At 64.8% G+C, this 15,672-nt stretch carries 14 protein-coding genes; 6 read left to right on the top strand and 8 right to left on the bottom strand.

Annotated features, from left to right (window positions below):
* Positions 1-28: 28 nt before the first annotated feature.
* Positions 29-598 carry a glutathione S-transferase family protein gene (locus tag ACVWY3_RS09775; RefSeq protein WP_456838254.1) on the bottom strand — a complete coding sequence of 190 codons (570 nt, stop codon included), beginning with the start codon at positions 596-598 and terminating at the stop codon, positions 29-31.
* A gap of 177 nt (positions 599-775) precedes the next feature.
* Here ACVWY3_RS09775 and ACVWY3_RS09770 point away from each other — a divergent pair, with 177 nt between their 5' ends.
* From ACVWY3_RS09770 to ACVWY3_RS09745, 6 genes are all read left to right on the top strand, one after another.
* On the top strand, positions 776-1,954 hold the full coding sequence (locus ACVWY3_RS09770; RefSeq protein WP_456838253.1) for an ROK family protein: 1,179 nt from the start codon (positions 776-778) through the stop codon (positions 1,952-1,954).
* Between the two features lie 61 nt (positions 1,955-2,015).
* Entirely contained in the window at positions 2,016-3,302 is a 1,287-nt protein-coding gene (locus ACVWY3_RS09765; protein ID WP_456838252.1) for an ABC transporter substrate-binding protein, read from the top strand.
* Positions 3,299-4,222, top strand: coding sequence for a carbohydrate ABC transporter permease (locus ACVWY3_RS09760; protein ID WP_456838251.1), 924 nt, complete (start codon positions 3,299-3,301; stop codon positions 4,220-4,222). The genes ACVWY3_RS09765 and ACVWY3_RS09760 overlap by 4 nt, the downstream gene beginning before the upstream one ends.
* Complete coding sequence (locus ACVWY3_RS09755) at positions 4,215-5,072, top strand: carbohydrate ABC transporter permease (RefSeq protein ID WP_456838250.1); 858 nt, start codon at positions 4,215-4,217, stop codon at positions 5,070-5,072. Before ACVWY3_RS09760 ends, ACVWY3_RS09755 begins: the two co-directional genes overlap by 8 nt.
* Before the next feature lie 10 nt (positions 5,073-5,082).
* Positions 5,083-6,192: an ABC transporter ATP-binding protein gene (locus tag ACVWY3_RS09750; protein WP_456838249.1), complete on the top strand. Its 1,110-nt coding sequence runs from the start codon at positions 5,083-5,085 to the stop codon at positions 6,190-6,192.
* Positions 6,189-6,956, top strand: coding sequence for an SDR family NAD(P)-dependent oxidoreductase (locus ACVWY3_RS09745; RefSeq protein ID WP_456838248.1), 768 nt, complete (start codon positions 6,189-6,191; stop codon positions 6,954-6,956). Before ACVWY3_RS09750 ends, ACVWY3_RS09745 begins: the two co-directional genes overlap by 4 nt.
* A 114-nt stretch (positions 6,957-7,070) precedes the next feature.
* Here ACVWY3_RS09745 and lpxB read toward each other — a convergent pair whose 3' ends face one another.
* From lpxB to rseP, 7 genes are all read right to left on the bottom strand, one after another.
* Positions 7,071-8,249 (bottom strand): lipid-A-disaccharide synthase, encoded by a 1,179-nt coding sequence (gene lpxB, locus ACVWY3_RS09740; RefSeq protein WP_456838247.1) that lies wholly within the window; start codon positions 8,247-8,249, stop codon positions 7,071-7,073.
* Complete coding sequence (locus ACVWY3_RS09735; protein ID WP_456843325.1) at positions 8,246-9,103, bottom strand: LpxI family protein; 858 nt, start codon at positions 9,101-9,103, stop codon at positions 8,246-8,248. Before ACVWY3_RS09735 ends, lpxB begins: the two co-directional genes overlap by 4 nt.
* Before the next feature lie 19 nt (positions 9,104-9,122).
* Positions 9,123-9,914 carry an acyl-ACP--UDP-N-acetylglucosamine O-acyltransferase gene (gene lpxA / locus ACVWY3_RS09730; RefSeq protein WP_456838246.1) on the bottom strand — a complete coding sequence of 264 codons (792 nt, stop codon included), beginning with the start codon at positions 9,912-9,914 and terminating at the stop codon, positions 9,123-9,125.
* Between the two features lie 189 nt (positions 9,915-10,103).
* Positions 10,104-10,565 carry a 3-hydroxyacyl-ACP dehydratase FabZ gene (gene fabZ / locus ACVWY3_RS09725; RefSeq protein WP_035702330.1) on the bottom strand — a complete coding sequence of 154 codons (462 nt, stop codon included), beginning with the start codon at positions 10,563-10,565 and terminating at the stop codon, positions 10,104-10,106.
* Positions 10,562-11,629 carry a UDP-3-O-(3-hydroxymyristoyl)glucosamine N-acyltransferase gene (gene lpxD / locus ACVWY3_RS09720; RefSeq protein ID WP_456838245.1) on the bottom strand — a complete coding sequence of 356 codons (1,068 nt, stop codon included), beginning with the start codon at positions 11,627-11,629 and terminating at the stop codon, positions 10,562-10,564. The genes fabZ and lpxD overlap by 4 nt, the downstream gene beginning before the upstream one ends.
* A 128-nt stretch (positions 11,630-11,757) precedes the next feature.
* The gene (bamA, locus tag ACVWY3_RS09715) at positions 11,758-14,313 is read right to left on the bottom strand and encodes an outer membrane protein assembly factor BamA (RefSeq protein WP_456838244.1); all 2,556 of its coding nucleotides are present in this window, start codon (positions 14,311-14,313) and stop codon (positions 11,758-11,760) included.
* 189 nt (positions 14,314-14,502) lie between these two features.
* Positions 14,503-15,654, bottom strand: a complete 1,152-nt coding sequence (gene rseP, locus ACVWY3_RS09710) for an RIP metalloprotease RseP (protein WP_456838243.1) — start codon at positions 15,652-15,654, stop codon at positions 14,503-14,505.
* Positions 15,655-15,672 lie beyond the last annotated feature (18 nt).

Below are 15,672 nucleotides of genomic sequence, written 5' to 3'. Positions count from 1 at the left end.
AGCCTGGCAGCGCAGCAATCCGTCCACGCTAAGCATCGATTGCTGGAAACTCCGCACCAAGATCGAAGCCGGTCTCCTCGGCCGGGTAGTACAAATACCCAGCCAGCGAAAAATCGACGATGGTCGGCCGGTCGCCCAGCATGAAGCGCCGATCGCCGCCGAGATGCTTCTCGACTATTGACAACGCTCCGTGCGCCCTCGCGCGCGTATAAGCCAGCACATCCGGATGCAGCGGCTCCGGCGTCATCGATTGTAAAACCCGGTGCGCGGCAAAGCTGCCGGTGAACCTGTGATTATCGAACAACAACCAGCGTGCAGTCTCAAAGCGTTCCTCCGCATCCAATGGTCCGAACATGCCGTGGGTCTCGGCAAGCCATCCCAGGATCGCCCCCGACTGACTGAGGCATCGGCCATCGAATTCGAGCACCGGGATCTCGCCCATCGCGTTGGTCGCAGCCCGCCAGTCGGGATCGCGTGTCACACCGCCGACGAAGTCGACGCCAATCGGCTCCCAATCGATCCCGGCACAATTGAGAAACAGCGCAACCTTGAACGAATTGCCGGACGCTCCGACGCAATGCAGCCGATATCGCACCATTGGGCAGACCTCGCTCGATCATCGTGAGATCATGTGCGCCCGCCGCTGACACTATTATGGCAGCAGCTTCTCTTGCTGCCCCGCACAACAACATGTCGCCGCATCCCGCCCGCGAGCGCTTGACAGGCGAAGCGCTCCGCGCGCAAATTCTTACACTAAGTAAGAATGAAGTCAGGGATGGAAATGCCGGAGCAGCCGAGAAGTCGGCGGCAGACGCGCGCTGCCATTTTGACTCATCTGCTTCAGTCCGGCGGCTCGTTCCGGCCGCCGCTGGCGAAGGCCGTTCGCCTGTCCGAAGCGAGCCTGTCCCGCATCCTGTTCGACCTCAAAGCCGAAGGCCTGATCGAGGAAATCAGGCGCCCTGCCCCTTATGTCGGCGGCCCAACGGGTCTGGTGGCCCTTGATGGTTCAGTGGCACTTGCCGCATTCGAGCTGAGCACCCAACGGCTCAGTCTCGGCGTGGGTAGCCTGTCGGGCGAGCTGCACTACACCGAACGTGTCCCGCTGCCGCAAACGCCGACCAACGAGGCCGTCGGCCGTGTGTTCCGCGAGGCCATGACATTGCTGCGCGACTGGACGCGGCGCCGCCGCATCACCCTCGCGCAGATCGGCGTCTCCATTCCGGGCCTCGGCCGGCTCAGCGTGTCGGGCAATCCGATCATTCCGTGCGATGTCGGGCGCATCCGCGACATGCTCGATGGCATGTTTGCCGACGTGCCTGCCGAGTTCACCAATTCGGTCGTCGCCCACGCCACCTTTCACCGCTGCCGCACCGAGAACTATCCCTTCAGCGACACCCACCTTTTCGTCCTCGTCAGCCACGGCGTGGCCGGCGCCTGGATGGACGATCCCGGCGAGGCCGATGCCCTGCAACCCATTGAGCTCGGCCACATGGTGTTCGGGCCAGGAGGACCGCGCTGCCGCTGCGGCCATCATGGCTGCGTCGAGGCCTATACGTCGCTGACGGCGCTGGCCGAGCTCCTCGGCGTTGCCGAAGTCGAGCTGCTCCAGCTCGGCAGCGAATGGGTGAACGCGATTCCGCTCTCATCGCGCGCTCGTCAGGATCTGCACCGGCGGCTGTTCCGGCTCGGGCTCGCGATCGGCAACACATTGAACGTGAAGCCATGCGGCGGGGTCGCGATCAGTGGCTGGCCGTCGCTTCTCGGCGAGGACGACCGCAAGGCGGTGATCGACGGGATCGATGCCTGCCTGCTGGGCGGCCGAACCCTCGCGCAAACCTCCCTCGTTTTCGTGCCGCCCTCGACCGGCAACGATCCGCAGGCAGCGCTGGCCTTCGCCGCCTTTTGTCTCGCCAGCCGCGGTGGAATGCCCGCGGCATCGACGGAGGCCGCCTGACATGCCCTGAGACGCGCAGTCTCAACGTGCCAAGAAAGTTCACATCCGGGAGGAACTTGCCATGCCGATCACAACAACAAGGCGCCGTCTGCTCGCTGGATCTGCTGCCATGATTGCGCTGCCGGCCTTTGCCCGTGCCCAAGGCGCCGTCAAGCCGCGCCTGACCGCGATCTCGCAATGGTCCGCGGGCAGCGATGGCGCCGCGATCACCGCGCTCGGCAAGAAGTTCGAGGAGAAAGGCGGCGTCTGGCAGCACTCGCCGGTCCCCGGCTTCACCACCGAGATGATGAACAAGCTGCGTGCCCAGATCATCGCCGGCGATCCGCCGGCCTGCTCGCAGCTCAAGGGACCCGAGATTGCGGCCTGGTCGAAGATCGCTCCGACCGTCGATCTCGACGCACTTGTCGCGGCCGCCGGCTATGAGAACGTGGTCGCGCCGGATCTTGCGAAATTGCATAAGCCGGCCGGCAAGTGGATCGCGCTGCCCTTGCAGATCTACAGCACCAACATGCTGTTCCTCTCCAAGCGCGCGATGGACAAGGCTAAGGCCGACAAGATCCCCGTCACCTGGACCGAATTCAATGATCTCGCCGAAAAGATGAAAGCGGGCGGCGTCGCATACCCCGTCGCCAACGGCGGCACCCGCCCCGATGATGGGCAGAAGTTCGAAGCCGCTTTGGCGGGCATCAGTCCAGCCGTCTATCGCACGGCCATCATGAGTCTCGACGAGAAGGCCCTGAAGGCCCCTGAGATCAAGGCTGCCTTCGCGCAGGTCCGCAAGATCGCCGACTGGATGGACCCGAACGTCGGCGCCCAGCACTTCTCGACCAATCTGAAGCGCTTCGTCGACGGCGACATGGGGATGATGATCATGGGCGGCTGGGCGCAGGGCGTGTTGCGCAACGCCGGCTTCAAGTTCGAAGACTTCACGATTGCCCCGGGACCGAGCGACAATGGCAAGCCGGTCTTCCTGTTGAACGCCGATGCCTTCATCTTCTGGCAGCGCAAGGAGGCGGACCTGCAGGCCGGCCAGACGCTGATGGCCCAGCTCGTCATGGATCCAGCGATCCAGACCATGTACTCGCAGATCACGGGATCGATCCCCGTGCGCACCGATGTCGATCTCTCGGGCGAAGGCTGGTCGGACGGTCAACGCCGGACCGCAGCAGCGCTGAAGGATGCGATCGCCAGCAACCAGGCCGTCCTCAGCCTTGCACACAACATGGCGCAGGAAAACGGCATGACGGCAGCGATGATCGACGTGATCACGGAGTTCGTGAAGAACAAGACCATCAAGCCGGAGCAAGCCGCCACACGCCTCGCCGACGCGGTCGAGGGCGCGCGTTGATCCTCACCGTCTCGACAAGACCGGGCCGGCCCGCTGCTTCTGACATGGTCCACCGGCTGCCCGAAGTTCTGGCGATCTGGGTGCCGCTGCTGCTGTCAGCGGCGCACCTGATAGCGTTCTCGCTGTGGACGATCTGGATATCGTTCACGCCATCCACTCTGGTCCCTGTTACGGGGTGGGTGGGTTTGCGTAACTATTCCGCGGTTGCGGCCTCGCGGAATTGGCAGATCGCGCTCGACAATCTGCTGCTGTTTGGCAGCGCCTTCGTGCTGCTGAGCCTGGCGACCGGGCTCATCCTCGCCATCCTGCTCGATCAGCGCATTCGCGGCGAGAACGTGCTGCGCTCGATCTTTCTCTATCCCCTGGCGGTATCGTTCGTGGTAACCGGCACGGTCTGGAGCTGGCTGCTCAATCCTGGTCTTGGAATCCAGAAGCTGGTCCACGACCTCGGCTGGACCTCCTTCCGGTTCGACTGGCTGATCGACCGCGACATGGCGATCTGGACCATCGTCATCGCGGCGATCTGGCAATCCTCCGGCTTTGCCATGGCGCTCTTCCTCGCCGGCCTCCGCTCTGTCGATGCCGACCTGATCAAGGCCGCGCAGATCGACGGCGCCGGAGCTATCAGGATGCACCGGCGCGTCATCCTGCCGACGCTGTGGCCAATCACTGTCACCGTCATCGTCATCCAATTGCAGTTCGCGATTTCGACCTTCGACCTCGTCCGTGCGCTCACCAATGGCGGGCCAGGAATTGCGACCCAGCTGCCGGCGCTTGTCGTCTATGACCTGATGTTCCAGCGCAGCCTGCTCGGCCGGGGCGCGGCGGCGGCGGTCCTCATGCTGCTCATTCTACTTGCGGTGCTGCTGCCCTATGCAGCGTGGCGCTATATCCAGCGGCGGCGGGCAATCGATGCGTGAGCGAACCTTGGCACCAGGCCGGATCCTGATCTATCTCATCGTTTCGCTGATCGCGGTCGCCTGGCTCGCGCCATTGGCCGTGGTCGTACTGAATTCGCTGCGGACAAACGAGGAGATCGCGCAGGGCTCGATGATCGGCTGGCCGCAGCACCTGGCGTGGAGCAACTACGCCGCCGCCTGGAGCGGCTTCTGCGTCGCCGAGACCTGCGCCGGCATCCGGCCATACATGCTGAACTCCGCGATCGTGACCATTCCCGCGACGATTTTCTCGACCCTGCTGGGCGCGCTCGCGGGTTACGCGGTCTCGCTCTGGCGCTTTCGCGGCGACAGCTGGATCTACGGCATCGTCACGCTCGGCATCTTCCTTCCCCAGCAGATGCGTCTGCTGCCCTGGACCATTGTGCTGCGCGACACCGGCCTGATGAACACGCTCACGGGGCTGGTCGTGATTCACACGATCCAGGGGCTTTCCTTCACCACCCTGTTCTGCCGAAACTACTACGTTGCCATTCCGCAGGAGTTGATCCGAGCGGCGCGCATCGATGGCGCAGGGTTCTTTCGCATCTTCTGGCGTATCATCCTGCCGCTCTCGCCGCCGATCCTGGTCGTCACCGTGATCTGGCAGTTCACGCATATCTGGAACGAATTCCTCTATGGCGTGACATTCACGACGGGTCAGCAGCAGCCGGTCACCGCCGCGCTGATCGCGCTCTCCGCCGCGGTCGCCGATATCCCGCAGCATGGCGTGCAAAGTGCCGCGGTGATGATCGCTGCCCTGCCGACGCTGGTGATCTATCTGATCGGCGGCAAATACTTCGTGCGCGGCCTCACCGCCGGCGCAGTGAAATGATGGATTCGTCATGACAGCATTGAGCATTCGCGCCCTGTCGAAGCGCTACGCCAATCTGGAGGTGCTGAAGGGCATCAACCTGGATATCGAGAGCGGCGAGTTCACCGTGCTGGTCGGGCCGTCCGGCTGCGGCAAGTCCACGCTGCTCAACATCGTTGCCGGGCTCGACCGCGCCAGCGCAGGCACGGTGGAAATCGGCGGACGCGTCGTCAACGACGTCCCGCCAAAAGACCGCGACATCGCCATGGTGTTCCAGTCCTACGCGCTCTACCCGTCGATGACGGTGCGCCAGAACATCACCTTCGGCATGGAGTGCCGGCATGTGCCGAAGGCGGAACAGGAGAAGGCGGTCGCGAATGTTGCAAAACTGCTCCAGATCGAGCCGCTGCTCGGCCGCAAGCCGTCGCAGCTCTCAGGCGGGCAGCGCCAGCGCGTGGCGATGGGCCGCGCATTGGTGCGCGATCCCCTGCTCTTTCTGTTCGACGAGCCGCTCTCCAATCTCGATGCCAAGCTGCGCGTCGAGATGCGGATGGAGATCAAGCGGCTGCACCAGCGCATCGGCGCCACCATGATCTATGTCACCCACGACCAGATCGAGGCGATGACGATGGCGACGCGGATCGCCGTGATGCACCAGGGCAGCGTGCAGCAATTCGCCGACCCCGATACCGTGTACCGCTATCCCGCCAATCTGTTCGTCGCCCGCTTCATGGGCTCGCCGCCGATGAACACGATGCCGGCCCGGCTCGAGGCAGATAGCAGCGGGCTGGTGGCGGTGATCGGTGCCGGACGGCCGGACGAAGTTCGGCTGCGCCTGAGGAGCTATGACGCGGCCGCTTCCTATGTCGGCCGCACCGTGGTGCTCGGCATCAGGCCGGAATGCATCGCCGAGGGCAGCCGCGTGTTCTCCGCCGAGGCGCCCATCGTCGTCAACGCACCAGTGGAGATGGTCGAGCCCACCGGGGCCGAGACCATCGTGCTGCTGCGACTGGGCGGCGAGCCCGCTCAGGCCCGCATCTCGCCGGACGTCCGACCCGCGCCCGGCGACGTGGCGCCCTTCGCGCTCGACACCCGCCGCATTTGCCTGTTCGACCCCGAGACGGAGCGACTGATCGCATGACAAAGACGAGCTATGCCGGCCTCGCCGGCCGCGTGGTGTTGATCACCGGAGGCGCCAGCGGCATCGGCGCCGCTTTCGTGCGCGCCTTCGCCGCCCAGGGCGCCCGCGTCGCCTTCCTCGACATCGATGAAGCGGCCGGCGGGGCGTTGGTCGCGGAGGTGACGTCCGCCTCCGGTACGGCGCCCCTGTTCGTGCCCTGCGACCTCCTCGACATCGACGCCTTGCGAGCCGCCATGGCGCAGGTTCACGGAACGCTCGGCGATGCGGCGGTCCTCGTCAACAACGCCGCCAACGACCACCGCCAAGTGCTGTCAGAGGTGACGCCGGCCGAATTCGACTGGATGATCGGCATCAACCTCAAGCACGTCTTCTTTGCCGCACAGGCCGTGGTGCCTCAGATGCAGGCGCGCGGCGGCGGCTCGATCATCAACATGTCGTCGGTGGCCTGGATGCGCGGCGCGCCGGCGCTGCCGGTCTACGCCGGGGCGAAGGCGGCGATCGTCGGCTTTACCAACTCGCTGGCGCGGGCGGTCGGGTCCGACCGCATCCGCGTCAACGCCATCGCGCCGGGCATGGTGATCACCGAGCGCCAGCGCCGGCTGTGGTATCCGGACGAGCAGGTCATCGCCGAGTTTCGCACCCGACAGGCCATTGCCGAGCCGGTGACGCCCGAAGACGTCGCCAACATGGCGCTGTTTCTCGCATCCGACGAGAGCCAACGCATCACCAGCCAGTGTTTTCGGGTCGATGGCGGCTTGGCTTAGGTAGGATGCGGCCATCCTTGCGCAACAAGCGCGGTTTCGTAGGGTGAGCACCGCAGCGTGCCCACCACCTTTCCGTGGGCACGCTTCGCTCTGCCCACCTACAAGGCCGTCGTCTTAGCGCCGGCCTTTCCGCATCGTCGCCAGCACAATGTCGGCGGCGAGCACGCTCGGCGATCGGTTTCCGGTGGACATGATCTGATCGAGCTGCGCGAACGCTTCGACTTGCTGCCGCCGCAGCGGCGAATCCGTCAGCGCGTCAGCGAGCGCCGGGGCGAGCTTCTCGGGCGTACACTCCTCCTGCAAGAACTCCGGAATGACGTCCTTGCCGATCACGAGATTGGCGAGGATCACCGAGGAGACGCGGATCGCGCGGCGCAGGATGAAGGCTTCCATGGCGCCGACGCGATAGGCCGTCACCATCGGAATGCCCGACAGCGCGAGCTCCAGCGTCACCGTCCCCGACTTTGCCAGCGCCGCACGCGCAATGCGGAAGGCGGCGCGCCTCTCGTTTTCGCCGATCACGATTTGCGGCTTGACCGGCCAGTTCGCGATGCCTTCGCGCACGGTGGCTACGAGATGCGGCATGGTCGGCAGCATGAGCTCGAAGGAGCGCCCCTCCGCCTGAAGCCGCCCGAGCGTTGCGCCAAACACCTCGAGATGATGCCGGATCTCGCTGCGGCGGCTGCCGGGCAGCACCAGCAGCACCGGCGGCTCGGCATCGCGGCGGCGCCGCTCCTCGGTATTCGGGCGCAACGAGGTCAATTGCTCGATCAGGGGATGGCCGACATAGCTGCACGGCGGCCCGCCGAGCTTGCGGTATTCCTCCGGCTCGAACGGCAGCAGGCCGAGCACATGGTCGACATAGCCGAGCATGGTCCGCGCCCGTCCCGGCCGCCACGCCCAGAGCTGCGGCGAGACATAGTCGACCACCGGGATCGCCGAATTCTTCGCGCGAACGCGGCGGGCGACGCGATGGGTGAAGTCTGGGCTGTCGATGATGACGAGCGCGTCGGGCGGTGCCTGCAGCACGGCGTCCACGGTCTGGCGGATCAGCCGCAGGATTTTCGGCAATTGCTGCACCACCGCGGCGAAGCCGACGATCGACAGCTCCTCGATCGGAAACAGCGACTCCAGCCCCTCGCGCGCCATGGTGCGGCCACCGATGCCTTCGAACTGCACGCCGTCGCCGAGGCGCTGGCGCAGCACCTTCATCAGGGCGCTGCCGAGCCTGTCGCCGGATTCCTCCGTCGCGATCAGGAAGATCCTGCGCTTGGGATCGCGGCTCTGCATCATGCCGGCAAGCCGATGACGAAGAGATACTTTGCGTCGGCAAGCGCGATCATCGCCTGCGGCTCGGCGGCGATGGTGTTGCCGGCGATGACCGCGATGCCGGCAAGGCCGGCCTTGGCGACGCCCTCGATGGTGCGCGGGCCGATCGTCGGCAAGTCGAAGCGCAGATCCTGGCCGCTCTTCGGCGCCTTCACCAGCACGCCGCGGCCCATCGCGGCACGGATCCGCCCCTCCTCGCGCAGGCGCGCGACGCGCGCGAGCAGCGCGTCGGTGCCCTCGATGTCCTCGACCGCCACGACATGGCCGTCGATCACCACCGCAGCCTGACCGATGTCGAACGGGCCGAGCGCGGTCAGCACCGCGCGGCCGCGCGCGATGTCGGCCTTGGCATTGTCGGCGGGCCAGGCGCGACTGATGCAGCCCTCGGGCATCAAGAGATCGGGTGCGACATCCTTGATGCCGACCATGCGGAAGCCGTCCTGCTCGAGGATGCGACCGACGCCGGACAAGAGATGATCGTCGCCGCCGCGGAAGGCGCGAATGACGTTGCCGAGCAGGCGCAGCGTCTTGACGTCGAACCTGATCTCGGAAAGCGAGGGCCGCACCAAGGTGCCGATGAAGATCAGGTCGCGGCAGCCCTCCTCGCGGAACAGCCGCATGGCGCGGCCGAGCTGGCCGATCGAGATCCAACGATGGCGGAATTTCTCCACCCGCGCCGGATCGCAGGCCCCACGCAGCGGAAACAGCACCGGCGTGATGCCGCGCGCGGCGAGCGAGTCGGCGACCGCGAACGGCATCGCCCCGCCGCCGGCGACGATGCCGACCGGCGATGAAACTTCTGACGCCGCCGATGTCATGCCCGCGGCCATGCCAGGATCACTTTGCGATGGCAGGAAGACAGAGCGGGCGCTTGCCCTTTCCGATGAAGTCGAGGATTTCGGCAATCGCCGGATCCTCGCTCGCGAGCGGACGCACCGCCTCCAGCCGCGCGGCGAACGTGCCGGGGCCGTGGAAGAGTTTTTGGTAGAACGCGCGCACGGCGGCAAGCCGCTGCTTGGTGAATTTGCGCCGCTTCATGCCGATCAGGTTGAGGCTCTCCAGCACCGCATACTGGCCGTTGGCGAGCCCATACGGGATGATGTCATCGCGCACGCCCGAGAGGCCGCCGACCATCACATAGGAGCCGATGCGGGTGAACTGATGCACCGCCGAGAGGCCGCCGATATAGACGGCGTCGCCGATCTCGCAGTGCCCGCCGAGCGTCGCCGAGGTCGCGAAGATCGCGTTGTTGCCGACGATGCAGTCATGGCCGACATGGCTGTTGTTCATGAAGTAGCCGTCGTTGCCGACGCGCGTCTTCCCGCCTCCCTTGACGGTGCCGACGTTCATCGTCGCGCCTTCGCGGATGGTGTTGCCGGACCCGATCTCGAGCGTGGTCGGATCGCCCTTGTAGCTGAGGTCCTGCGGCGCGCCGCCGAGCACCGCAAACGGCGAGATCACGCAATTGTCGCCGACCGAGGTATGGCCGATGACCGTGACCTGCCCGATCAGCTTGCAATTCGCGCCGATCACGGCATGCGGGCCGATGATGCAATAGGGCCCGATCTCGGTGCCGGCGCCGATCACGGCGCCGTCCGCCACGCGTGCGGTGGGATCAATCTTGCTCATCAGGCAATCTTACTCATCAAGAAGGTCAGCTTATCTGTTGAAGTCGCTCGCTTTTCCGGTGGTTAGCGCGACCGGGCCCGATCTGTCCAGTGACGTATCTATGGGCGCATTTCACCGGACGGTCGAAGCAATCGCCTCGGCACGTGAACGACTTCATCCTCCGCATGAAGAAGCGCGCCGGAAGCGCCCTCAATCCGTCAGCATGGCGCCGACGTCGGCTTCCGCGACGACCTGGCCGTTGACCTTGGCATCGCCGTGAAACCACCACATCGCCTTGCGGCGGCCGAGCGAGCGCATGTGATACTCGATGGTGTCGCCGGGCAGCACCGGCTTGCGGAATTTGCACTTGTCGATGGTGAGGAAGTAGACCGCGCGCGGCTTCTCGGTGCCCTCGACCGACTTGATGCCGATCACGCCCGCGGTCTGCGCCATTGCCTCGATCATCATGACGCCGGGATAGACCGGGCGCTCGGGGAAGTGCCCCTGGAAGGCCGGCTCGTTGAACGTGACGTTCTTGATGCCGATGCCGCTGTAATCGGCGCGGATGTTGATGACGCGGTCGATCAGCAGCATCGGAAAACGGTGCGGCAGCGTTTGGAGGATCGCGTTGATGTCCACCAGCTCGAACTTAACAGGTGATTCCTCCGTCATTCCCGTCCCTCGTCCTTCGGATCGGCCTTGCTGTCGCGTACCAGGCGCTCCACCGCGATGATCTCCTTGAACCACTGTTTGGTCGGCTTGGCGAAATGCCCGCCCCAGCGCCCGCCCGGTGGGATGTCGTCCTTGACGGCGCTCATGGCGGTCACCTGGGCCCCGTCGCCGATCTTGAGGTGGTTGTTGATTCCAACCTTCGCTCCCAGCGCCACGTTGTCGCCGATGGTCAGGCTGCCGGCGAGCCCGATCTGGGCCGCCAGCAGGCAGTGCCGGCCGATCGTCACATTGTGGCCGATCTGGACCTGATTGTCGATTTTGGTCCCCTCGCCGATCACCGTGTCGCGCAAGGACCCGCGGTCGATCGTGGTATTGGCACCGACCTCGACGTCGTTCTGGATCAGGACCCGACCGGTCTGCGGCACCTTCAGATGGCCTTCGGGGCCGAAGAAGATGAAGCCGTAGCCGTCCTGGCCTATCGAGCAGCCGGGATGGATCAGCACGTTGTTGCCGATCAGCGCGCACTGGATGGCGGTGCGGGCGCCGACATTGCAGTCGCGGCCGATCTTGACGCCGGGGCCGATCACCGCACCGACGCCGACCACCGTGCCGCTGCCGATCTCCACGTCCGGGCCGATCACCGCCAGGGGATCGACGATCACGCCGTCCTCGAGCCGCGCCGTGGGGTCGATGACGGCGGAGGACGCGATGCCCGCATTGCCGACCCAGGATTGCGGCCGTAGCGCATCCCCGTGCCATTCCCGTGCGATCCTGACGAAAGCGCGGAACGGCTGCGCCGCCCGCAGCACGGCCACATGCGCGGGCACCTGGGCTTCGAAACGCGGGCTGACGAGGCAGGCGCCGGCCTTGGTCGCCTTGAGCTGGTCGGCATATTTGAGGTTGTCGAAGAACGCCAGATGCATCGGGCCGGCTTCATCCAGCGAAGCGAGACCCGTGATGATCTGGCCGCCCCTGCCGGGGTCGACAAGCTGCGCCTTCGTCAGCGTGGCGATATCGGCCAGTGCTGTGGCAGGCGGTTTTGTGAAGAAGGTCGGCTGCGCCATTCCACCCCGTCGCGGTCCGGCTTCGGCATGAAGCGGCTAGGCCGCATCATGCCTCATCTCATGGATTGAGCACGATCTTTTTGGCATCCGGCCCCCAACTGGGGCCGGATCATGCCCTGCTGATCGAATTAGAACGTGGTACCGCCGCCGAACCGGAACTCCTGCGTGCGGTCGTACTTGCCCTTGGTGAGCGGCACGGCGTAGTCGAAGCGCAGCGGTCCGAACGGCGACTGCCAGATCAGGCCGACACCGACCGACGAGCGGACCACCTTGCTGTCGTCATAGATCAGGCCGGTACAGGTTCCCGCGGTCACCGGATTGGTGGTCGAGGGGATGCAGTTCGAGTTGGCTGGCGTGGTCGTTTCGCCGGTCACGCTCCACGTCGTCGGTCCCTTGTAGTCATACAGACCGCCGGCATCGGCATAGACCGCACCCTTCAGGCCCACTTCCTTCGGCAAGAACCAGAACGGCATCTGCAATTCGAGCGAAGCGCCCCAGTACTTGGTGCCGCCGAGCGCGTCCTGCGTGTCGAACGGATTGATGTCGCGCGGACCGATGCCGTTCGGCGCGAAGCCGCGGACGAGGTTCGGGCCCATCTGGAAGTGATCGAGCATGCGCAGATCTTTGTTGCCGATCTGGTTCAGCATGCCGCCCTGCACGTGCACGAGGCCGACGATATCGGACACCAGCGGAGCGTAGTACTTCGCGTCGATCACCGACTTCAGGTAGGAGACGTCGCCGCCGACGCCGGCGAAGTCCTGACGGAAGTCGATGAGCAGACCGTCGGTCGGGTTCTTGTTGTTGTCCAGCGTGTTGTAGGTCAGCGAGTAGCCGAGCGCCGAAGTCAGGGTCTTGCCGCCAGCGAGCTCCTTGCGCACCGGCAGCGAGGCTTCGCCATCGCTATAGCAGCCCAGGCCGTTGGTCGAAGCGGCAAGGGGGATACCAGTTGCGTTGGAGAAGGCCGGGCTCGGGTTGAACGCAGGATTCGGCGTGCCATCAGGCAGGAATTGCACGTTGTTACAGTTCGCAAGGTAGCCCGGCAGCGAAATTTCCTGCTGGTAGATCGAGTAGCGCAGCTGGAGCGCGAGATCTTCACGCAAGGAGAAGCCGAGGCGCGGCGAGAAGCCGAGCGTCTTGGTGCCGTAGGAGATGTAGCTGTTGGACAGCTGCTGGCGCTGGTAGAGGTCGAGGCCGAGCGCGACCCGGTAGTCGAGCAGATACGGCTCGACGAACGACAACGAGTAGCCGCGGGCATACTGGCCATAAGTCACCGCCGCCTTGGCGAACAGGCCGCGGCCGAGCAGGTTGCGCTCAGAGATCGAGACTTCGGCCAGCGCGCCGTCGGTGGTGGAGTAACCGCCCGAGATCGAGAAGTCGCCGGTCGATTTCTCTTCCATGTCCACGATCAGGATGACGCGGTCACTCGAGGAGCCGGGCTCCGTCGTGATCTTCACGCTCTTGAAGTAGTCGAGGTTCTTCAGGCGCCGCTCGGCACGATCGACCAGCGCGCGGTTGTAGGCATCGCCCTCTGAGATGTCGAACTCGCGGCGGATCACGTAGTCGCGCGTGCGGGTATTGCCGCGCAAATTGATGCGCTCGATATAGGTGCGCGGGCCCTCGTCGATGTTGAACACGACGGAGACGGTGTGCGCCTCGAAGTTGCGGTCGCCGCCGGGGCGGACCACGGCGAAGGCGTAGCCGCGGCGCGAGGCCTCGATCTGCATCTCCTCGACCGACTTCTCGACCGATTCGACGTTGTAGAGCGAGCCGACATTGACGCGCGAATAGGCGCGCATCGAGGTGGGATCGAAGTTCGGGATGCTGGAGCGGAAATCGACCGCGCCGACGCGGTATTGCGCGCCTTCCTCGATCTTGAAGGTGACGTTGAAGCCCTTCTTCTCGGGATCGTATTCGGTGAGCGCGGCCACGACCTGCACGTCGGCAAAGCCGTTCTTGAGATAGAAGCGGCGGATCAGGTCGCGGTCGGCTTCGACGCGGTCGGGATCGTAGATGTCGCCGCTGGCGAGGAAGCTCAGCAGATTCGATTCGCGCGTCTTGATGACGTCGCGCAGGCGGTAGGACGAGAACGCGTTGTTGCCGACGAACTCGATCGACTTGACGCCGGTCTTGGCGCCCTCCTCGATCGTGAAGATCAGGTCGACACGGTTGTTCGGCTGCTCGATGATTTCAGGCGTGACGCGCACGTCGTAGCGGCCGGACCGGCGATAGATCTCGGCGATTCGCAGCGTGTCGGACTGCACCATGGCGCGGGAGAAAGTGCCGCGCGCCTTGGACTGGACCTCGGCGGTGAGCTGCTCGTCCTTGATCTTCTTGTTGCCCTCGAAGGCGATACGGCCGATCACCGGGTTTTCCACAACGGAGACGATGATCTGGCCGGCGGGGCCTCGGTTGATCCTGACGTCCTGGAACAGGCCGGTCTCGATCAGGGCCTTGAGGCCGTCGTCGATGGCGGCTTGATCCAAGCGGCCACCCGGACCCGGCTTGAAATAGGAGCGGATCGTCTCGACCTCGACACGGCGATTTCCTTCGACGGAAATCGACTGAACGGTCTGAGCGAGCGCAGACGAAGACACGAAAACAGCCCCGACCGGGGCAACCACCGGCGCGCCGAACATGATCAGGGTTGCGAGCAAGCCCCCCCGGAGTCGCAGTCCAAACTTCATGCGCAACGCGCCCTTATCATTCCGTACCAGACCCAACCCCAACGCCGGTCCGGGAGATTCCCCAAGTTCAGGGCCGCTTGTAGCCAATTTCACCGACGCCGCAAACGGCCGAGCGCGCCGCAATTTCAATTTCATTCCAAGACGTTGCTGAACAGCAACGCCATCGTTCGCGCCACAAAAAAGCCCCTATCAGGAAGCCGCCATCCGAAGGATGTCGTTGTAGGTCGCAAACACCATCAGCATCAGCACCAAACCGAGTCCGATTCGGAACCCCATCTCCTGAGTCCGTTCGGACAGGGGCCTGCCGCGCACCACTTCGGCCGCATAGAACATAAGATGACCGCCATCGAGCAGGGGAATCGGGAACAGGTTCAACAGGCCGATCGACACTGACAGCACTGCGCACAGGTTGATCACGAACTGGAACCCGGCGCTCGCCGCCTGCCCCGACATCTTCGCGATTCCCAGGACGCCGCTGACCTCGTTGGGATTGCCCTGCCCGACGAACAGCGAGCCCAGGAACTTGAACGTGCTGGTGATGATAAACCAGACCTGCTCGACGCCGATCTTGAGCGCTTCGCCGATGCCGACCGGAGCGGTCGAGGCCTCCCCGGCCTGCGACTTGTGCTCGACGCCAAGCACGCCGACGCGGTGGCTGTTGCCGAAGGGATCCTTGCGCTCGAGCAGCGCCGGAGTGGCGGTCAGCGACACGATGGCGCCATCCCGCTTCACCTGGAACGTAAGCGCGGAACCAGCATTCATCGCAACGATTCGCTGCATGTCGGCGAAGCTCTCGATCGGCTTGCCGTCGATCTGGACGACAACGTCCCCGATCTTGAAGCCGGCCGCAGCCGCCGCACCGTCGGCGACGACGCCGTCGACGCGCGCGATCGTGCTCGGCTTGCCGTAGTACAGCGCCATGCCGGCGAAGATCAGCGCGCCCAGGATGAAATTGGCGATCGGGCCGGCCGCGACGATGGCGGCGCGGGGACCGACCTTCTTGTGGTGGAAGCTGCCGGCGCGCTCCTCCTCGGTCATGGCCGCGAGCGTCTCCGCCGACGGGGTCGAGGCCTCGCTCTCGTCGCCGAAGAACTTGACGTAGCCGCCGAGCGGGATCGCCGAAATCTTCCAGCGCGTGCCGTGGCGGTCGTTGAAACCGACCAGCTCTGGTCCGAAGCCGAGCGAGAAGGTCAACACGCGAACGCCTGCCCAGCGCGCGACCAGAAAATGGCCGAGCTCGTGGAAGAACACGACGATGGTCAGGACGAACAGGAAGGGAACCACGTAGCCGAGAAGCCCATGGCTCAAGGCATTGAAACTATGGACGAAAAAGTCGATCATCGATTCCCCTTATCCAGC

This window comes from Bradyrhizobium sp. USDA 4486, from assembly GCF_054057995.1.
Note: the sequence above shows the minus strand (reverse complement) of the source record. Positions and strands in the feature narration are given on the sequence as shown.